This window comes from Mycobacterium sp. E3251 (assembly GCF_001666835.1).
Lineage (GTDB): Bacteria > Actinomycetota > Actinomycetes > Mycobacteriales > Mycobacteriaceae > Mycobacterium.
On sequence record NZ_LZJF01000125.1, the window covers coordinates 1 to 20788 of the forward strand.

At 61.1% G+C, this 20788-nt stretch carries 16 protein-coding genes; 10 read left to right on the forward strand and 6 right to left on the reverse strand.

Annotated elements, in window-relative coordinates:
- Nucleotides 1–1834: condensation domain-containing protein (locus A5697_RS15585; RefSeq protein ID WP_156673316.1), on the reverse strand; the 1834-nt coding region annotated here is incomplete at its 3' end.
- Between the two features lie 40 nt (nt 1835–1874).
- A complete protein-coding gene (locus A5697_RS15590; protein ID WP_066950804.1) occupies nt 1875–2105 on the reverse strand; it encodes an MbtH family protein in 231 nt (76 codons plus the stop codon).
- Nucleotides 2106–3109: 1004 nt separating this feature from the next.
- On the opposite strand from A5697_RS15590, the gene A5697_RS15595 reads away from it, so the two are divergent.
- The 8 genes from A5697_RS15595 (at nt 3110) to A5697_RS15630 (ending at nt 14110) form a co-directional block, all read left to right on the forward strand.
- Entirely contained in the window at nt 3110–3529 is a 420-nt protein-coding gene (locus tag A5697_RS15595) for an MmpS family protein (RefSeq protein ID WP_067944663.1), read from the forward strand.
- Nucleotides 3530–3534: 5 nt separating this feature from the next.
- On the forward strand, nt 3535–6426 hold the full coding sequence (locus A5697_RS15600; RefSeq protein WP_369806122.1) for an RND family transporter: 2892 nt from the start codon (nt 3535–3537) through the stop codon (nt 6424–6426).
- Nucleotides 6427–6590: 164 nt separating this feature from the next.
- Nucleotides 6591–9503 (forward strand): RND family transporter, encoded by a 2913-nt coding sequence (locus tag A5697_RS15605; protein ID WP_067944643.1) that lies wholly within the window; start codon nt 6591–6593, stop codon nt 9501–9503.
- A 179-nt stretch (nt 9504–9682) separates the two neighbouring features.
- Entirely contained in the window at nt 9683–10630 is a 948-nt protein-coding gene (locus A5697_RS15610) for a daunorubicin/doxorubicin resistance ABC transporter ATP-binding protein DrrA (RefSeq protein WP_067944644.1), read from the forward strand.
- On the forward strand, nt 10627–11367 hold the full coding sequence (locus A5697_RS15615; RefSeq protein ID WP_067944645.1) for an ABC transporter permease: 741 nt from the start codon (nt 10627–10629) through the stop codon (nt 11365–11367). Before A5697_RS15610 ends, A5697_RS15615 begins: the two co-directional genes overlap by 4 nt.
- A gap of 5 nt (nt 11368–11372) precedes the next feature.
- Nucleotides 11373–12158: an ABC transporter permease gene (locus A5697_RS15620; RefSeq protein ID WP_082953424.1), complete on the forward strand. Its 786-nt coding sequence runs from the start codon at nt 11373–11375 to the stop codon at nt 12156–12158.
- Between the two features lie 82 nt (nt 12159–12240).
- Nucleotides 12241–13293 carry a glycosyltransferase gene (locus tag A5697_RS15625; protein ID WP_067944665.1) on the forward strand — a complete coding sequence of 351 codons (1053 nt, stop codon included), beginning with the start codon at nt 12241–12243 and terminating at the stop codon, nt 13291–13293.
- Nucleotides 13294–13303: 10 nt separating this feature from the next.
- Nucleotides 13304–14110 (forward strand): glycosyltransferase family 2 protein, encoded by an 807-nt coding sequence (locus A5697_RS15630; protein ID WP_067944646.1) that lies wholly within the window; start codon nt 13304–13306, stop codon nt 14108–14110.
- Nucleotides 14111–14119: 9 nt separating this feature from the next.
- Here A5697_RS15630 and A5697_RS15635 read toward each other — a convergent pair whose 3' ends face one another.
- The 4 genes from A5697_RS15635 to gmd all read right to left on the reverse strand — a co-directional run bounded on the left by A5697_RS15635 (nt 14120) and on the right by gmd (nt 17785).
- Nucleotides 14120–14851 carry an FkbM family methyltransferase gene (locus tag A5697_RS15635; protein ID WP_067944647.1) on the reverse strand — a complete coding sequence of 244 codons (732 nt, stop codon included), beginning with the start codon at nt 14849–14851 and terminating at the stop codon, nt 14120–14122.
- A 117-nt stretch (nt 14852–14968) separates the two neighbouring features.
- Nucleotides 14969–15613, reverse strand: coding sequence for a hypothetical protein (locus A5697_RS15640; protein WP_067944648.1), 645 nt, complete (start codon nt 15611–15613; stop codon nt 14969–14971).
- Between the two features lie 179 nt (nt 15614–15792).
- Nucleotides 15793–16755 (reverse strand): GDP-L-fucose synthase, encoded by a 963-nt coding sequence (locus A5697_RS15645; RefSeq protein WP_067944649.1) that lies wholly within the window; start codon nt 16753–16755, stop codon nt 15793–15795.
- A 7-nt stretch (nt 16756–16762) separates the two neighbouring features.
- Complete coding sequence (gene gmd, locus A5697_RS15650; protein WP_067944650.1) at nt 16763–17785, reverse strand: GDP-mannose 4,6-dehydratase; 1023 nt, start codon at nt 17783–17785, stop codon at nt 16763–16765.
- A 397-nt stretch (nt 17786–18182) separates the two neighbouring features.
- Between gmd and A5697_RS15655 the strand changes: the two genes are divergently transcribed.
- Nucleotides 18183–19691, forward strand: a complete 1509-nt coding sequence (locus tag A5697_RS15655; protein ID WP_067944651.1) for a hypothetical protein — start codon at nt 18183–18185, stop codon at nt 19689–19691.
- Nucleotides 19692–19836: 145 nt separating this feature from the next.
- A complete protein-coding gene (locus A5697_RS15660) occupies nt 19837–20784 on the forward strand; it encodes a glycosyltransferase family 2 protein (protein ID WP_067944652.1) in 948 nt (315 codons plus the stop codon).
- The last annotated feature ends 4 nt before the right edge of the window (nt 20785–20788 follow it).

Sequence of the window (20788 nt, forward strand, 5' to 3'; positions counted from 1 at the left end):
CTTTGGGGGTTCCGGTGGTTCCGGAGGTGTAGATGATGTAGGCGATGTTCTCCGGGGCCGGCGCGGGCAGCGCGGTGCTGGGCTGGGTTTCGACGGCCGGGTCGTGGACGTCGACGACCAGCAGGTCGCGCCCGTCCAGTCGCGAACGCAGGTCCGCCGTGGTGATCACCGCGCTGGGTGCCGCGTCGGCAAGCACGAACTCCATGCGCGCCGCGGCGTGCGCCGGGTCGATCGGCACGTAGGCCGCCCCGGTTTTGAGCACCGCGAGCATCGCCACGATCGCGTCGGTGCATCGGGGGAACATGACCGCCACGCACTCACCCGGACCGACGCCATGACCGGCCAGCAGGTGAGCCAGCCGGTTGGAGGCCTCGTCGAGTTCGCTGTAGGTCAACGACTTGGAGGCGCAGGTCACGGCCGGCGCCTCGGGCGAGCGCTGCACGTGTTCGCCGAACGCCACCGGGATCGACACCGGGGCGGGCACCGGCTCGGTCAAGGCCGCCCGGTTGCTCCACTCGTCGAGCTGGGCCGGCTCGTCGGCGGCCAGCAGATCGATCGAGGACAGCCACCGCTCCGGATCGGCGGTCATCTCCTCCAGCACCTGCTGCATGCGCGCCGCCAAGTCGGCGACGCCGAAGTCCGCGAACGGTTGGCCCGGTCCCGCGGTGCTGAGGAAAAGCTGGTCACCGGCGCCGAGGAAGAACAGGCTGAAGTGCCCCACGGGCCCGTGATTCGTGTACGTCGCCGTGGCCGGGGAACCGGCGAGGTCCAGGGTCAGCCTCATCGGGAGGAAGTTGATGCCGACGCGATTCGCCGCCTGCCGCAGGCCGTCGCTCTCCAGGGTGTGCACCGGGAATCGCTGATGCTGCAACAACTCCCGGATTCGGATGTCGACGTGTTTGCAGAAATCGGCGACGGTCGCCGTGGGCGACGTGTTCAGCACCAGCGGCACCACCCCGGCGAACATCCCGGGCAGTGTCTTCGACTCCGGACGCACGCGCCGGCTCACGGGGAAATCGAGCGCCACCTCCGAACCGCTCCCCGACCATGCCCGCACCAAGAGCGCGCACGCCGCGGTGGTGACGGAGAACCGGCGGATGCCCAGCTTCTTGGACAGCTCCTTGATCCGGGTGGTGACGGACGGGTCCAACTGGACGGACGCGGACGGAGAGTAGTGGTCCTTGCCGCCCGTGGCGTCGGCCGGCCGATCAGCCCACGCGGTTTCCGGCGGAAGGTTGTTGCTCCAATACGCCTGGTCGTCCAGGTAGTCGGGCGACGCTTCGTATTCCGACTCGATGTCGACCAAATCCTGCGCCGAGCCGAAATAGGCATCGGGAATGGGTTTACCGGCGACCATCGCGGAGTAAATCGTCGAAACCCGTCGCGCTACCAGCGCCATACCCAATCCGTCGATTGCGATGTGGTGGCAGCAACCGAACAGATAAAACTCGGCGGCCCCCGTCTGGAATAACACGAATTTGAACAGCTGGCCGTTCAACGCCATCGGCGTCCGCTGGATGGACGACGCCATCGCGCGCGCTTCCTGCACGGGGTCCGGCGAGGAAGTCAGGTCATGGAAGTCGAGCTCGAAGTCCGGGTAGTCGATCGGCTTCTGCACGACCTGGCCGTCGACCTCGAAGAACGACACCCGGCCGGCCTCGGCTTCGGCAACGGCCTGACGGAGAGCGCGCTGGAGAGCATCACGATCCAGCGAACCCTCGATTTTGATCAAGAGCCCGAGCTGCCACTCCGTGCCGACGAAGCCCGTTTCCTGCGAAAGCCAGATGTCCAGCTGTCCGCGCGTCAGCGGAAGCGCGCGATCCCCAACTCCCATCGAGTCCCCCAAAGCTCCACCCGCCCCATACCCCGACTCGTTACTGGTCAAAACCCCGACCCGTTGCGAGCTTGTCGCGCAGACTCTTTGGCCGAATGTCCGGCCAATTCTGTTCGATGTACTCCAAGCACGCAGCGCGGTCCGCCTCGCCGTACACCACTCGCCAGCCAGCTGGAACATCCGCGAAGGCCGGCCACAGGCTGTGCTGCTCTTCGTCGTTTACCAAGACGAAAAAACTGCCGTTGTCGTCGTCGAACGGGTTGATGCTCACAGTTCTCCAGGATGCCTAGTTGACATGAGTGGAACGGTTCCAAACCCTACTGGAGGCACCATCGTGCGTCCGTGATTTGGACAAAGTTCCCGGTGTGACCTGTCAGGCTCTTAACGCAGCCTAAGAATTGGGCTGGTGCGGGGCTGCGCAGCTGCCGCCGTTGGCTGCTGTGACCTGCGGCAACGGCTCACCGTAGTGGTTCGCGATCGCGCTGGTCGGCCTGCAAGGACGATGAAATTTTGGGTGGTTGTCACCGCCTAGGGTACCGACCCCGTAGCCGCGGCGAAAATCACCAAGAGGCGAACCGGCGGCCCGGCGCAAACACTTGGCGCAACGACCGCCATATGGAGCTCGCCCCGCCCGTTTGCAGCGACAAGCCGCTGGCCGCGGAAGTGCCCCGCCGAACCCATTGACTCCGGGCCGCGATCGTCGTTAGCTGACTACGGCCGCTGACCATTCGGCGGCCTCGGCCGCAGGACGGACCGCGGGGTGGGCGGGCGCCGTTCCGGACCGAGTGGGCCGCTCGGCGCTAGCCGGCGAACCATTCCGCGCGGGCGATCTAAATAATGCCGTTACGCACGCGGTATGCATTACGATCCCGTATCTCAATGTCGAAGGGCTGATACGGACACCATCGGCGTGGTTTACTCATGAAGACTCGGTCGCGCTCCCCGGGGGCGGGGCTCGTATGAGGTGCCGAAGCACGACTAGTCTGCGACGTACACCGCATTCGGAGCGCCCTCACCTGGCGTCCTCGACCAACATGTAACAGCTTGTTCGGGCCGGCGGAATAACAAGAGACGTGAGAATGGGCAGAAGGGGGTGCGGTGACCGAACCCGACGTGCGGGCCCGGCCCGATAGCGCGACGGAAGGCCGCGACAGCGGCCAGCCGACTGGTCGCCGACGCGGCTTTTTGGGCATCGGTCGCCAATCTCCGAGTGGACCGCAGAGGCCAATTGGGCGGCAACAGACTCACCCCCGCGGTGCTGGATTTTTTGCCGCGCTGAAGCGGCTTTGGATCCCACTGCTCATCGTGGCCGTTGTCGCCGCCGGAGGATTGACCGTCTCGCGGTTGCACGGCATCTTCGGCTCAGAGAAACGCGAATCCTACGCAGACACCAGGATCAAAGACACAAAACCTTTCAACCCCAAGCACATCAGATACGAGATCTTCGGACCGCCGGGGACGACTGCCGACATCAGCTACTTCGACGTCGACGGCAACCCGGTGCACGTCAACGGACAGCCCGTACCGTGGTCCTTTGATATTTCGACAACGCTGCCGTCGATCCTGGGAAACGTTGTGGCACAAGGCAATGGCGACACGCTCGGCTGCCGCATCGTGGTTGACGGGGTTGTCAAAGCCGAGAGGGTTTCGCACGAATTGAACGCGTTCACCTACTGCATGCTGACGGCCACATGAGCGACATGCATAGCGACGCACCGGTGGAGACCGAACGCGTTAGGCCACCGCTGGTGGCGCGGATGCTTCATCGCCTTGCGATACCCATCATCTTGGGGTGGTTGGGAATCGCTGTCATCGTGGCGATCGGCGTCCCCCCGCTGGAGCAGGTCGAGGCGGAGAATGCGGTCCCGCTGAGTCCCGTTGCCGCGCCGTCATTTAAGGCGATGGAGCACCTGGGGCAGGACTTCAAGGAAACCAATTCCGGCGCTCTGGCGATGATCGTCTTGGAGAGTCAGCAACCCCTCGGCGACGACGCGCACCAGTATTACAACCAACTGATTCGTGAGTTGCGAGCCGATAAGCACGTGCAGAACGTCCAGGACTTCTGGGGCGATCCGGTCACGTCGAAAGCCGCGGAGAGTTCCGACGCTAAGGCCGTGTATGTGCAGGTGCAACTCGCCGGCACCCAAGGTGGGGCCGCGGGCGATGCATCGGTAGCCGCGATTCGACAAATAGTGGCGCGAACGCCCACGCCGAACGGGTTGAAGGCCTACGTAACGGGCCCCGCGCCGACTGTTGCGGATATGAATATCGCCGGTCAGAAGACCGTCATGTTGGTGACCGTCACGAGCCTGGCGGTGATCTTCATTACCCTGCTGCTCGTCTACCGGTCCGTGACCACGGTAATCCTTTTATTGCTGATGGTCGGTCTCCAATTGCAGGTGTCACGTGGAATAGTTGCTTTCCTTGGTCATCTCCAGCTGTTGGGCCTCACCACATTCGCGGTCAACCTGCTGGTAGCCGCGGTCATCGCAACCGGAACCGACTACGGCATATTCTTCGTCGGGCGATATCAGGAAGCGCGACAGGCCGGCGAGAGCCGGGAAATGGCTTTCTACACGACATTCGGGAGTGTGGCTAAGGTCGTGTTGGCTTCTGGCTTGACGATCGCCGGGGCCGTTTTCTGCCTCAACTTCACTCGGTTGCCCTATTTCCAGCCACTGGGAATTCCCTGCGCCATCGGCATCACCGTTGCGGTTCTCGTTGCCCTCACGCTCGCGCCGGCACTTCTCGTGGTCGGAGGCCGTTTCGGCCTGTTCGACCCGAAACGGGTGATCACGACGCATCGCTGGCGGCGAATTGGCACCGCGATCGTTCGGTGGCCCGCGCCCATTCTCGTCACGACCCTAGCAGTCGCGCTCATCGGCCTATTGACCCTGCCGAATTACAACCCGAGTTACGACGACCAGAAATTCATCCCTACTGATATTCCCGCGAGTGTGGGAAATGCTGCGGCACAGCGGCATTTTCCTCAATCGCGAACGATGATGCCGGAGATTCTGCTGCTCGAGAGCGATCATGATCTGCGCAATCCGGCCGATATGATCGTCTTGAATAAGGTGGCCAAGGGCGTCCTCGCCGTTCCAGGCGTTTCCACCGTGCAGTCTGTAACCCGGCCCGAGGGGATCCCGCTCGAGCACACGACTATCCCCTGGATCGTGAGCATGTCGCAGGCGAGCCAGCAGGTGAACATGGCGTTTCAGAAGGACCGCATGGACGACATGCTCAAGCAGGCCGAAGAGCTGGCGAGAATGATCCAGATCATGCAGCACATGTATGGCCTGATGAAGGAACTAGTCGCGACCACCCACCACATGGTCGGCAAAACGCATGAGATGCAGGAGATCACGAACGATCTGCGGGACAAGATTTCCGATTTCGAAGATTTCTTCAGGCCGATCCGTAGTTACTTCTACTGGGAACGGCACTGCTACGACATTCCCGTGTGTTTTTCGATACGATCGATATTTGATGCACTCGACGGCGTCGACGAGATTACCGACAAGCTACACGAGCTGGTAGCCGACCTGGATCAATTGGACGTGCTGCTGCCGCAAATGGTCGTGCTACTGCCACCCATGATCGAAAGCATGCAGAGCATGCGAACCATGATGCTGACCATGCACAGCACGATGTCGGGCGTCATGGGCCAGATGGAATCGCAGGGCAACAATTCGGCCGCAATGGGACAGGCGTTCGACCAGTCCCGGAACGAAGATTCCTTTTACCTACCGCCCGGAATCATCAACGATTCTGAGGCCTTCAAGCGGGTCGAAAAGATCTTCATGTCGCCGGACGGAAAAGATGTCCGCATGCTCATTTCACAAAAGGGTGATCCGGCCACGCCCGAAGGCCTTTCGCGCGTCGAGCCCATCAAAACGGCGGCCGAGGAGGCGCTCAAGGGAACCCCGTTGGAGGATGCGAAGGTCTATCTCACGGGAACCGCGGCCATCACGAAAGACATCGTGGACGGCTCCAAATGGGATCTGTTGATCGCGGGGGTCGCTGCGATTTGCCTCATTTTCATCATCATGCTGATCATGACGCGAAGTTTCATTGCCGCGCTGGTGATCGTCGGTACGGTGTTGTTGTCGATGGGCGCGTCCTACGGGCTATCCGTCCTCGTTTGGCAGTACCTTCTCGGCCTGCAATTGCACTGGACCGTGCTGTCGACATCCGTGATCGTCCTTTTGGCGGTCGGCTCCGACTACAACTTGCTGCTTGTTTCCCGGATGAAGGAGGAATTGGCCGCCGGTATCAACACCGGCATCATCCGGGCGATGGCCGGCACCGGCAAGGTTGTGACGAACGCTGGTCTGGTGTTTGCCTTCACCATGGCTTCGATGGGGGTCAGCGACCTGCGCAGCGTCGCCCAGACAGGTACAACAATCGGGTTGGGTTTGCTGTTCGACACCCTGGTGGTGCGCGCATTCATGACTCCGTCGGTGGCCGCTTTGCTGGGACGCTGGTTCTGGTGGCCACAACGCGTGCGCCCCCGACCTGCCAGCTCAATGCTTCGGCCGATGGGACCCCGTCCGGTCGTGCGCTCGTTGTTGCTCAAACAGCCGTTGTAACCGGCGGACTTCACTTTCAGCACAGGGACAGCGACCGTGGGGAACATCGTGACAGACGACAACAGGGACGGCATTCGCCGCTGCGCCGAAGTTTATGGCGCGGTTGACACTGTGAGCACCCCGCTCCGGCTGCGTGCCACTATCGCCCCGCTGTCGAGGATCACATGAGTACCGAGCACGCTCGAGCCCCTTTCTTCGCCCGCAGCATCCGCAGGCTTTCGGTCCTCATCGTGCTGGCGTGGGTGGCGCTTACGCTGCTGGTGACCTTTTGCGTTCCCTGGCTGGAGACGGTCGGCCGCGAACATTCCGTGCCGTTGGCCCCTCAGGACGCACCGGCGGTGCAGGCCATGCAGCGCATGGGCAAGGATTTCAAAGAATCCGATTCGGACAGTATTGCGATGATCGTGCTGGAGGGGCAGCAGCGCCTCGGGGACGACGCCCACAACTACTACGACCGATTGGTTCGTGCACTAAAGGCCGACCCGAAGCACGTCGAGCACGTACAGGATCTGTGGGGAGACCGGCTGACGGCGGCGGGTGCGCAAAGTGACGACGGCAAGGCCGTCTATGTGCAAGTGAACCTGGCCGGCAACCAGGGCACCACCCTCGGACAGGACTCCATTGCCGCGGTTCGCAATATCATCGCGCGGACGCCCCCGCCCCCGGGAGTCAAGGTTTATGTCACCGGTCCGTCGGCGCTGTTGTCGGACATGCAACAGGCCGGTGACCGATCCATCTTGAAGATGACCGCGGTGGGCGCGCTGATCATCTTTGTGGTGCTGCTTTTCGTCTATCGATCGATCTTCACCGTCATTCTGTTGTTGGTCACGGTGGGCATCGAGGTGCTTGCGGCCCGGGGAATCGTTGCGTTTCTCGGTGACCACAGTCTCGTGGCGCTCTCCACTTTCGCCGTCAACCTGCTGGTCGCGCTCGCCATGGCGGCCGGAACCGACTACGCGATTTTCTTCTTCGGCAGGTATCAGGAGGCACGCCAAGCCGGCGAGGACCGGGAGACGGCCTTCTACACCACCTACCGCGGCGTCGCTCCCGTGGTTCTGGGTTCGGGCCTGACGATCGCCGGGGCAATGTTGTGCCTGGGCTTCACCCGCATGCCCATCTTTCAGACCATGGGCATGCCGTGCGCCGTGGGCATGCTCGTGGCGGTCCTGATCGCACTCACACTGGTCCCCGCGGTTCTCACGATTGGAAGCGGCTTCGGGTTGTTCGACCCCAAGCGGGTTCTCGCGTTCGGTCGATGGCGGCGGATCGGCACGGCGATCGTCCGCTGGCCCGTGCCGATTCTCGCGGCGACGATAGCCGTCGCCGTGGTTGGGCTGGTGACACTGCCCGGGTACCAGACGAGCTACAACAACCGGTTCTACATGCCCAACGACATCCCCGCCAACGTCGGGTACGCGGCTGCCGATCGCCATTTCTCTCAGGCGCGAATGATGCCCGAGATCGTGATGATCGAGTCGGATCACGATATGCGGAATCCCGCGGATTTTCTGGTGCTGCACAGGTTGGCTAAAGCGATATTCAAAATTCCGGGCATCTCTCGCGTGCAGGGCATAACCCGTCCGGAGGGCACCCCGATTCAGCACACTTCGATACCTTTCTTACTGCAAATGCAATATTCGGTCATGCAGCAAGATATGCAATATATGAAAGCTCGCACGCAAGACATGCTCCATCAGGCGGACGTACTGAGTTATCAAATCTCGACAATGAAGCGCATGTACGAACTACAAAAGCGTATGACAGCTATCACGCACGAATCGATTGCCAAAACAAAAGAAATGCGTGACGTCGTATCCGATCTCAGAGACCGCTTCTCCGATTTTGAGGATTTTTTCCGTCCGCTCCGAAGTTATTTCTACTGGGAACGACACTGCTACGATATCCCCGTATGCTGGGCTCTCAGGAACATATTTGAGGAACTCGACGGTATTGACACACTGAGCGATAAGCTTGATGAGCTTATCGTTGATCTGAACAAGATGGACGCCCTGCTTCCGAAGCTCCTCGAAATTTTCCCGCCCTCGATCGAAATCGCTGAGGACGCGCGAAACATGCTGCTGACCAGTTACAGCACCATGAACGGGACTCTTGGCCAGATGAACAACCAGAAAGAGAACGCCACCGCAATGGGCGCGACGTTCGACGCCGCCAGGGACGACGACTCCTTCTATCTGCCGCCCGACATCTTCAAGAACGAAGACTTCAAGCGCGCGATGAGCCAGTTCTTGTCCCCGGACGGAAAAGCGGCGCGATTCATCATTTCCCATAAGGGCGACCCGGCGTCACCCGAGGGCCTCAGCCGTATCGACAAGATACGGATGGCGGCCGAGGAGGCACTCAAGACGACCCCCCTAGAGCCGTCGAAAATCTATATCGCCGGCACCGCGTCAACGTTCAAGGACTTCCGCGACGGCTCTACCTACGATCTGTTTATCGCAGGAGTTGGTGCACTCTGCCTCATCTTCATCATCATGCTGATCATTACGCGAAGTTTCGTGGCCTCACTGGTAATTGTCGGCACGGTGGCGCTTTCGCTCGGTTCGTCGTTCGGGCTGTCCGTACTGATCTGGCAATATATTCTGGGTATCCAGTTGTACTGGATGGTCCTCCCCATGTCCGTGATCGTGCTTTTGGCAGTGGGATCCGACTATAATCTGCTGCTGGTGTCCCGGATGAAAGAGGAAATGGCCGGCGGCATAAACACCGGCATCATCCGGGCGATGGGCGGTACCGGTAAGGTCGTGACGAATGCGGGCCTGGTGTTCGCATTCACGATGGCCTCGATGGCGGCTAGCGACTTGCGGATTATCGGCCAGGTCGGTACCACTATCGGTTTGGGCCTGTTGTTCGACACTTTGATCGTGCGCTCCTTCATGACGCCGTCTATCGCCTCACTTCTCGGGCGGTGGTTCTGGTGGCCGCAAATCGTCCGTCCGCGCCCAGCGAGTCAAATGCTTCGCCCGGAGGGCCCCCGGTCGCTGGTGCGGTCCATGCTGCTGCACCGAGAGTTCGCCGACGATGCGCCTACGACAGAGATCCCGGGGCGATCGGTCTAGTTGGTTTTCGCCGTCCACCGAATGTCCCACGCGGCAAAGCAACCGCTCCCGCGGGCAGACGCATACGGCAATGTGCTGATTCACCCACGACCGCACATGCCATACGACGTACCGCCGACAGTGTCACGTACTACCCGAACGGTCAACAAGGGAGCATTCCACATGAAATACTCGCTATTGTGAGCCCATTGGCGATTGAGGTTGTCGGCCTCACAAAGACATTCGGGCAAAACACGCCTGCGCTGCGCGGCGTCGACTTCTCCGTTGCGGCCGGAACGGTATGCGGCCTGCTCGGCCACAACGGCGCCGGGAAGACGACCACCATCAACATCCTTTCTACGCTGATCCGGCCGAGTTCGGGGCATGCCACCATCGCCGGCTACGACATAATCCGTCAGTCCGCGCAAGTCCGTGCCAGCATCGGGATGGCCGGTCAGTCGACCGCGTTGGACCCCCTGCTCACCGGCAAAGAAAACCTGGTGTTGTTCGGGAGGCTGCGCGGTCTGCGCCGTCAGCAAGCCAAAGCTCGCGCCGACGAGTTGATCGATCAGTTCGACCTCGTTGCCGCCGCCGATCGGCGGGTTTCCACATATTCCGGAGGCATGTGGCGCCGCGTCCACCTCGCCAGTGCGCTGATGGTGCCCCCTAAAGTGCTCATCCTCGATGAACCGACAACCGGACTGGACCCACGCAGCCGCCGCGCAGTGTGGTCGCTAGTGAGCTCGCTGGCCCTCGAGGGCATGACCGTGCTGCTTACCACGCAGTACCTAGAAGAGGCCGATGTCCTCAGCGATTCAATCGTTGTCATCGACCACGGACAGGTCGTGGCCAGCGGCACCGCCGAAACCCTCAAGCGCAGGGCCGGTGGCAGCTATTGTCAGGTCACCCCAGCCAATCCAGCCGACCTGTCCCAGGTCGCGTCGGCACTAGCTGGGCTCGACGGGATTGACGTCGACGCCGAAGCGAACTCGGTCTCGCTGTACGCCCCGGATGGAGTCGCCACGTTGGCTGAAGTTTTTCGCCGCGTCGACGCGCTGGGCATCGAGCTCGCCGACATCTCGCTACGCAAGCCCTCACTGGACGAAGCCTTCCTGCACCTCACCGAACGGTCCGTGGCTCAGTCATGAGCGCCTTGGCCGCCCTTACCGAACGTTCGCTGATGGCATCGGCGCGCGACGGCGGGTTGGTGTTCGAGATACTCTCCCCCATCGCGTACCTGGCCGGCTTCACGGCGGCGCTGCACGGTCTGGTCGAAACGCAACGCATGGCTTACTCACAATATTTGGTGCCTGGGGTCGTCGCTCAGTCGGTGATCTTCGTCGCGTTGCTCACCGCCGATCGCGCGGCACGCGACCGCCTGACCTCGCTCGGTGAGCGTATGGCGACTCTGCCGATCGCCGCGGTAGTTCCCGTGAGCGCGCGCATGGTCGCCACCTTGATGCGGGCCGCGCTCGCGCTCACAGTCGCGATGGTCGCCGGCTACGCGTTCGGCTTCCGGATAACGGGTGGCGCAGGATATGCGTTGGTCTTTGTGCTCATTGCGTTGCTTTTGTGCCTCGCAGTAGCCCTGGGGGCCGATGCGATGGGCTCGAGTGCCAGGAGTATCCAGGGCGCCACCCAGCTGTTGTTCGTCCCACAGCTCATGCTGTTTATGCTGTCCACCGGAATTGCCCCCGAGCAGACCTTCCCCGAATGGTTGCGTCCATTCGTCCGAAACCAGCCCGTTTCGCAGATCGCCGAGACGCTCCGCAACCTTTCCACAGGCCAGGTCGCGGTCGCAAACTTGGCAATCAGCCTCGCCTGGTGTGTGGGGATGGTATTTGTCTTCGGCGCGATTACGCTCCGGATGCAGAGGCGGACCTAGTGACAATGCTGCCGGGGACCCAAGGCTCGATGCTCTCCCAGAGCTGGGTGCAAGCCGGTCGACTCCTGATCCGGTGGCAGCGGGACCGGGCGGTGCTAATGGGTTCGCTAGTCCTGCCGATCTGCCTTCTTGTCACCTACAAGGTGGTGCTTGGTGAGCGAGTACATCAGGTTACCGGCGTCGAGAGCATCTACGGCCTCGTACCGGTGAGCGCGGTGCTGTCTGCGCTGTTCGGCGCTTTCAGCACCTCAGTCGGCATTCAGCTCGAGCGCGAATCGGGGCTGCTCAGCCGCATGTGGGTGCTACCGATACACCGGGTAAGTGCGCTCGCTGGACGGCTCACAGCCGAGGCCGCTCGGGCACTCCTAGGAACGGTTCTGATCACCGCGCTCGGAGTCACACTGGGCCTGCGCTTCGCGCACGGCTGGACAACAGTACTGCTCTACATCTTAATACCGCCGATTGTGGTCATCGGATTCACGGCGCTGGTGATGGCGCTAGCGATCCGTGCGAACGGTCGCACCGTCATGACTTGGCTGGCGGCGGGTACGGTCTCGCTCGCATTCCTCAATCCCGGCACGACCCCGATCGAGCTGTTCCCGGAGTGGCTTCGTCCACTAGTTCGCATCCAACCGATGTCGCCACCAATAGAGGTGATGTGGGGACTTGCCCATGGCGGGCCCCTCCTCCGGCCTCTCGAGATGACTCTCCTCTGGGCGATCGTGCTGTTAGCGGTGTTCATCCCGATGGCCCTGCGCGGCTATCGTTTCGCGGCCGAAGCTAACGCGTGAGACTTATCGCCATCGCGATGCACCACGGCACCCGGGTGCTCGACGCCGCACACCCCACGAGGTTTCCGTCGTGAACGAAGGGATGACGGCGAACTCACCCAAAGTCAGCATCGTAACGACCACCCATAACCAAGAGGCTTACGTCCGGGAGGCATTCGATAGCTTTGTCGCCCAGCGGACCGAGTTCGCGATGGAGATCATCGTTGCCGATGACGCCTCTACTGACGGCACCCCGGGGATCATCCAGGAGTACGCCCGGCGCTACCCGGAATTGTTCCGGCCGATCTTCAGACCCGAGAACCTGGGCCTCAACAAGAACCTGGTGGGTGCCCTGTCGCTGGCTCGGGGCGAGTACATCGCGCTGTGCGAGGGAGACGACTTCTGGATCGATCCGCATAAGCTGAGCAAACAAATCACGTTCCTCGACGAACACCCGGAGACGGCGGTGTGCTTCCACCCGGTACGGGTGATGTGGGATGACGGCTCCGCAGGAGACTCAAAGTTCCCTCCGGTCTACTTGCGCGGCAACTTGACCATCGACGCCCTGCTTTTGATGAACTTCATCCAGACGAATTCCGTCGTCTACCGCCGCCTCGAGCGCTACGACGACATCCCGCCCGACATCATGCCTCTCGACTGGTACTTGCACGTCAGGCACGCGGTTCACGGCGAGATCGCTATGTTGCCACAGCCCATGGCCGTCTACCGCCGCCATTCTGAAGGCATGTGGCACAACCAGGTCGTAGACCCTCCCAAGTTTTGGCTGACACACGGCCCCGGTCATGCAGCTACGTTCGATGCCATGTTTGACCTATTTCCGGGCGACCCCGCACGCCAGGAGCTCATCGCCGTGATGGCCGACTGGATCCTGCACCAGATCGCGAAAGTCCCGGGTCCGGAAGGTCGCGCCGCGCTCGAGAACACCATCGCACAGCACCCCCGGTTCGCAATGTTGGCACTGCAACACCGCTGGGCGAAGCCCACGCGCCGACTAAACGTTTTGAGACGAAGGCTGCTTGCCGTCGCGCCCAACCGAAGGGGGCTGGTCGACGTTTGGCCATCCGCCCCTAGAAGCCGAGCGCGAACCACCAGAAGTAAATGGAGTTCCGCGCGGCACGGCGGCAGAGAATGCTAGGGGGAAGTTGGTGACTTCGGCTCCGACCGTCTCAGTGATAACGATCTCCTTCCACGATTTTGCTGGGCTCAAGCGGACGGTCGACAGTGTGCGCGCCCAACGCTACGGCGGTCACATTGAGCACATCGTGATCGACGGCGGGTCCGGCGACGATGTGGTGGCGTATCTGTCGAAGAGTGAGCCGGGGTTTGCGTACTGGCAGTCCGAGCCCGACGGCGGAAGATACGACGCGATGAACCAGGGTATCGCCCATGCGTCCGGCGATCTGTTGTGGTTCATGCATTCCGGAGATCGTTTCTCCGATCCGGATGCCGTGGCTGAGGCTATGAAGGCGATCTCGGGTCATGGACCGGCACGCGAAATCTGGGGCTTCGGCATGGATAACCTAATCGGTCTCGGGCGCGTGCGTGGGCCGATCCCCTTCAGCATCCGCAAGTTTCTCGCCGGGTGGCAGGTGGTCCCGCACCAGGCATCATTTTTCGGGTCCTCGCTGGTGGAAAAATTGGGCGGCTACGACCTCGATTTCGGAGTCGCCGCCGACCAGGAATTCATTTTGCGTGCCGCTTTGTTGCGGGATCCCATCACGGTACGACGCGTATTATGCGACTTTGACACGACTGGAATTGGCACCAACCGCCACCCGAGCGAAGTCTTTCATGATCTGCGCCGCATGTGGGACACACACGCGCACTACCCGCTGGGCGGACGGAAGGTTTCGCGTGCGTACCTGCGCACCTGGGAATATTACCTCCGCTTCTTAGAATTCGTGTTCGCGAAGATATCGAAAGCGCCGGCACAGCAGAACTTGGTCGAGTAACCACCCGTACTAGTCATCTTTACGGAAGAAGATGCCGTCCGCCTGCAGCATTCGGCCATCGCGAGGATCGGTGAAACCGGGCACCAGCCCCGTCAATGTGAAGCCGAATGAGTACACTAGGTCCAGCGCTTCGCGAATGAGCATGGCACCTTCGTAAAGGGGCAATAAAGACAATTCGAGTTGCATACCGACGCAACGGTCACTCACCGTTTGTTGAGCGCCCGCGATCACGTGCTTCTCGAATCCTTGGACGTCGATCTTCAGGAATACTTTATCCGCTGGCAGCAGCAATTCATTCGCGACCGAGTCAAGCCGGTGCATGGGAACCTCCTCCGTCCCGACGTAATTGGCCGGTGGAAAGGCGTCTCGATGGGTCTTCATCATGGGCAAGACAGAACTGCTTGCGCCGGCATTGCCAGCGACATTTATCGAGATTGTACCGTCGACGTCACCTAAGGCACATCGCAGACAATCCCAAAGTGGATCCTTCGATGCGTTGCGTTCCAGCAACGCGAACGGTCCCGATAGCGGCTCGAACGAGACGATGCGGCCAGTGTAGGCCGCCATCCGGAGCTCCGTAGCGTATTGGCCGGAATTGGCTCCGACATCAAATACCACACTTACTCCGTGCGACTCGAGTTGCTTTACGAACTGACGCTTCGCGCCCGTTTCAGAATATGGGCGCGATAGTTCGAATATGGTGCTACGTGCAATCAAACTCCCGCGGCGGAACAAATCCACGGCGACACATTAACATGCGAACTCGCACCGAGCAGTAGTTGGCCCAACGTTGTCGTCGCTTCTGCTTCGTCTGGCCCGCACGGGCGCTTTCTGGCGTAGGGCCTATTTTCCGCCGCTCTAGGGAACCTCGATGACGATTGAGTCCAGGCCGGCACGGATCACTGCGGCAGGAAAGGCCGCGCGCGCCGCGCTCGTGATCGCGTCGAGTTGCGGGAAACCCGCAAGTCCAGACCCGAAGAGTCGCAGGTCGTCGATCACGATCGTAGTGCCTCCGGGGGTTACGTCAGCCAAACGTCGGAGTGTTGACTCCGCTGGTTCCATCTCCTCACCCGTGGCCGTGCCCTCTCCGGAAAAGTGGCCGTCAAGGAACACGAGAGGTGGGCTCGAACAGTTCGCCACGACCTTCGGGATCTCGATCAGCGAGTCGCCATGGATGAGGCTGACGTTGGGGTACTTCGCAAAGCGTCGTTTGGCTGCGGCGTAAAGGCCGTCATGCAACTCAACTGAGATCACTTGATCCGCGTGCGGCATCAGGAATGCGGTCGTCTCACCCTTATAAGTTCCGGCCTCGACGAAGATGCGGTGCCCGCGCGACTTCAATGTATTGAGTAGATGGCGTTGCTTCCCGATCGCGGGCGGAGAAACCAGATTCTCGCCATGGAACCAGCCGTATGCAGCCGCTAGACGTGTGGGCTCAAGGGATTTCTTATTGCGGCCCGCGTTTAACACGGCTTCGACCAGGTTGCGGGTGATCCTCGACATATCGTGACAGTAACCGGCCAGGCGTGGCAGTTCCAGCGAAGCCCTTCACCGTGCCGGATCGGCGGCACGACTACCGCCTACTAGTGCCGTATCGCCCTCCTCCCCCGGGGTTGCCCACGTTACTCTGACATGCTTGGCATCCCTTCACGCGTCGCCGTACAACTGTCGCCAAGCTCGAATCATCTTCTCGCCGCGCCAGCGTTCGCGCGATACCACGCCACCGTTGCCTCGATGCCGTCCCGCAGAGCGATTCGGGGTCGCCATCCCGCCTCGCGCAACACTGAAATGTCCAAAAGTTTTCGCGGTGTTCCATCGGGTTTTGTTGCGTCCCAGCGCGTTTCACCGGTGTATCCCACAGTCGCGGCGACCATCTCGGCGATCTCGCGGATGGTGTGGTCGACGCCCGTGCCGACGTTGACGTGATTCGGCCCGTCGAAGTGTTCGAGAAGGTATAGACACGCGCTCGCCAGATCGTCGACGTGCAGTAGCTCACGTCGGGGAGTTCCGGTGCCCCAATTCGTCACCTCGCCAGCACCGCTGGCTTTTGCCTCCTCGTAGCGTCGGATGAGCGCCGGCAACAGATGCGAGCCTGAAGGTGAAAAGTTGTCGCCAGGTCCGTAGAGGTTGGTCGGCATCGCAGAGATCCATGCCAAACCATACTGGCGCCGGACCGCCTGGACCTGAACGATGCCTGCAATCTTGGCGATTGCGTAGGCGTCGTTAGTGGGTTCCAGGGGTCCGGTAAGCAGCGCGCTCTCCTGGATGGGCTGCGGCGCAAGTTTCGGGTATATGCAAGAGGAGCCGAGGAACAGCAGTCGCGGCACTCGCGCGGCCACGGCAGCGTCGAGCAGGTTGACCTGGATCTGCAGGTTTTCGGACAGAAAGTCCGCCGGGTAGGTGTTGTTCGCCATAATGCCGCCGACACGCGCCGCAGCATCGATGACGACCCGCGGTCTTGTCTGCAGAATGAAATCAAAGGTCGCGGCGCGATCCCTCAGATCAAGGTCGTTGCGTGACTGCACAAGGAGATTGGTGAATCCTTCGGCCTGGAATCTGCGTTGCAGGGCGGACCCGACCAGCCCTCGGTGCCCGGCGATATAGATTGGCAATGCGCGATCAAGGCTCCGGATCGAAGCGTCCATTTTCTGCTCAGCTCCAACCGGGCAGGGTCGGCTTGTCAATCCACGGCTTGCCGCCGCACTCCAACGCGGCGATGTCCGCGTCGACCATGATTCGCGCCAGCTCGCCGGTGTGTACAGAGGCCTTCCACCCCAACGATTCAGCGGCCTTTGTCGCATCGCCTACCAGCGAATCCACTTCTGCAGGGCGCAGATACCGGTCGTCGAACTTCACATGTTCCTGCCAGTCGAGCCCGGCATGATCGAACGCGGTTTGAGCGAATTCGCGCACGGTGTAGCCGCGCCCTGTGGCCAGAACGTAATCTTCTGGTTCAGGGGCCTGCAGCATCCGCCACATGCCCTCGACATACTCCGGTGCATAACCCCAGTCACGGATGGCATCAAGGTTGCCCATGAAGACGTTTGACTGGGCGCCGGCCTTGATACGCGCCACCGCTCGCGTGATTTTTCGGGTCACGAATGTTTCGCCGCGCCTGGGCGATTCGTGGTTGAACAAGATGCCGTTGACCGCGAACAGCCCATAGGCTTCGCGATAGTTGCGCGTCGCCCAGTAGGAGTAGACCTTTGCCGCGCCGTACGGTGACCGCGGATAAAACGGTGTCTGCTCGTTCTGCGGCGGCGGTGACGCGCCGAACATCTCCGAGGAGGAGGCTTGATAGAAGCGGCACTGCACCCGGGAAAGTCGAACGGCTTCGAGCAGCCGGATCGACCCCATCCCCGTGGTGTCGCCGGTATGAACGGGTTCGTCGAAACTCACTCGCACATGCGACTGCGCCGCAAGGTTGTACACCTCATCGGGATCGATGGTGCTCAGCAAAGTCACCAAACGAGTGCCGTCGGTGAGATCACCGTAGTGCAGAAACAGTCGCGCATCCGGTTGGTGCGGATCGATATAGAGATGGTCGATCCGTGATGTGTTGAACGTCGACGCTCGACGGATGAGCCCGTGAACCTCATAGCCCTTGCTCAAGAGCAGCTGGGCGAGATACGAGCCGTCCTGTCCGGTGATTCCGGTTATGAGCGCTCTTCTCACCGCAGGCCCGCTGCGGTCGGTAGATGCGTGCTACCCAACGTCTGGCATAAGATCATAGCGGCCAGCTCACTCCTCATTGCACTACACCGGCGGGGTGGCGTCGATCAATAGTAGATGCACGGTCAAGCACGTATTGAGCGACGGCTCTACCAGGTCGCCTCGGGTACACCGTCATCGCTCCAGGCTGCTTTCGACGAAACGAATGCTACCCGGCTCAATTTCCTTGAATTTGAGGGTCCTGTGCGCGAAACTCAATTCGCTGACCTCGCGCATGCTCACTGCGCCAGATGTTGAACCACGCTGAAGGGTTGCTCCGGATCGTGCTTGGGCCTGTATGTGGGCGGACGATGCGTCCCTGCTCTCGCGACCATTTCATGCTGAACCGAGGAGAACGCAGATGAATCGATCTACCTGGGTCCGGCGCGGCCCGGTAACCGCAATCCGAGAGCGGCTCTCCGTGGTTATAGGCCAGTCAGAACGCACCTTCCTCCTTGGTGCCATCCTGCTCGTCACTGCGTTTTCGGCGGTGGTTGGATATGTGCTCTCGCAGTGCTACTCGGTCGACATCGTCACTTCACTCTTATCCGTCCCCGAGGACTGCTTCGGCAATTGGGGCACCACAACCGGACGGCACTGCTTCGGCGACTACGCGATGGTCGTAGGAGCAGGGCTGAGGCCCAATCCCTGGGAGCCCTATGCAATGTTCCCGCCACACGCGCCCTTCCTCCCGGCGGGGCCGCCGGCTGGCATGCTGCCGCATCTCTTGTTCGGGTTTCCCGCGAAGTTGCTGGGTGTACCACGGCTTGGACTGATCGGTTATTTGCTCGCACTAACGGCCGCGGTTCTTTCTCCTGCGGTCTGGGCCGCCCGGGGAGCGTGTGGCTTGGAGCGGGTGGTGGTGTTCGTGGCGTTAAGCACCGCAGCTATCCCGGTGTGGGCTGTGATCGATCGCGCTAACTCGGCGGGTTTCTTAGTACCGATCGCGCTGGTTTTCTTGGTGGCGTTATGCCGACAGCGGTGGGGCCTCGTTGCGATAATGGTGGTCCTGGCTGCAGTGGTGAAACCGCAATTTGCCGCACTGGTGGTGGCCTTATTCGCGGCCCGGCAGTGGCGTGTCAGCGGTCTCGCCATCGCCGGGGTCGCGGTCTCCCAGTTCGGCGCCTATCTATTGTGGCCGCGTGACTTTCCGGGGACGATCGCCCAGTCGATTCATAACGTCATCACGGGCAGCGGCTTGTACCTCACGGATATGCGAAACGTGGCTTTTGGCAGGGCGCTCACGCTGCTGCCGGATTACGCCCAACTTGCGCAGACGGGCAAGATGTCGAGCAGCTACCTCGCTGCGCCGCGAGCGTATTTCGGGTACGTAGTTGTGCTCCTTGTCGTTGTCGCCGTAGTGGCGTTGGGACGGCGCATCCCGCCTGTGATGGTGGGCATCGTTTTGTTGGCCACCTTGACCCTCGCTCCTCCCCTCGTCATCTTTTACTACCTAGTATTCGCATTGCCGATCGCTGCGCTCATTGTCCGAGACCCCGATGGGCCGGCCGGTGCGGGGATATTCGATAAACTCTCAGCCCAAGACGGTGGCCCGCGCCGAGCAGTCAGCATTTGGTTGAGCCTGGCAACGGCCCTCTCTATGGCCCTGATCCCGCTTGGCACTATTGGCCGCACTACTATCCCGGGTCAGGCGGCGGTCCGTTTGGTAGTGGACACTACGGCGTTTGTAACGCCGTTCCTATGGCTGATCGCCTGCACGGTGATCATTGTCTCCTACGCCCGCAGGCCGGCTCTCTCCCCCACCTGTGGCCCAGGGCCGGCTCAGGAGGAGTCCCCTGATACTGCCATCACCGTGTCCTCATCCATATCCGAGGAGACCCCCAAATCATCACCACAAGGAGCGACGTAATTGTCTGAATTTTGGTGCTACACAACGATCGGCTCAACCCGCCGACGGTCGTACTCGATGACGTCACACTCGAGTTAGGTGAATTTGCAGGACGCCTAACGTTGGTAAAACCTATGAGAACCGCAAAGCTGCGATCGGAGGCGGCGTGCCGGCTGTGAGCGTTGTTATACCTGTTTACCGTGCAGCACTGACGTTGCGTGAGTTGTACGGCCAGTTGAGCATCACGTTGCCGGAGATCACTCCAACGTTCGAGATCATCTTCGTAGAGGATTGCGGCGGGGACGAATCATGGTCCGTCATAACCGAGCTGGCCGCGGCGGACCAGCGTGTACGCGGCTATCGTATGAGCCGCAATTACGGCCAGCACAATGCGCTTCTGTGCGGCATCCGCGCCGCACGCTACGACGTCATAATCACGATGGACGACGACCTGCAGCATCCGGTCAGCGAGATTTCACTTCTTCTTGCGGCGCTTGACCCCGATGTCGATGTCGTGTATGGCGCTCCCCAGAGCGAGCATCACGGGTTACTGCGCGATTTTGCCTCCCGCCTGACGAAGATCGCGTTAGCCAGCGCCATGGGCGCCGAGTCGGCGCGCAACGTGAGCGCCTTCCGCGCATTCCGCACCCGCTTGCGGGACGGATTTTGCGACTATCGCAGTCCCACCGTCTCTATCGATGTACTGCTTACCTGGGCGACGTCCCGATTCACCACGATCAAGGTGCAGCATGCGCCACGTTCAGTCGGCGCCAGTGGCTATTCGGCCACCCGTCTCATTCGCTACGCCATTGACCTTATGACCGGCTTCAGCACGCTGCCTCTGCAGGTCTCCAGCATCATCGGGTTCGCCCTAGTGTTCTTTGGCGTCGCTATCCTTGCGGTGGTTGTCGCCAACTATCTGATCAATGGGAGCGCGGTGCCAGGGTTCGCATTCCTAGCCTCGATCATCGCGATCTTCTCCGGGGCGCAGCTTTTCGCACTTGGAATCATGGGCGAGTATCTGGCTCGGATGCACTTCCGCACTATGGACCGGCCGACCTATGTCGTGAGGGAGACCGTGGCATGCGACGGCACTCAGGATGGGCAGTGCTAACAGG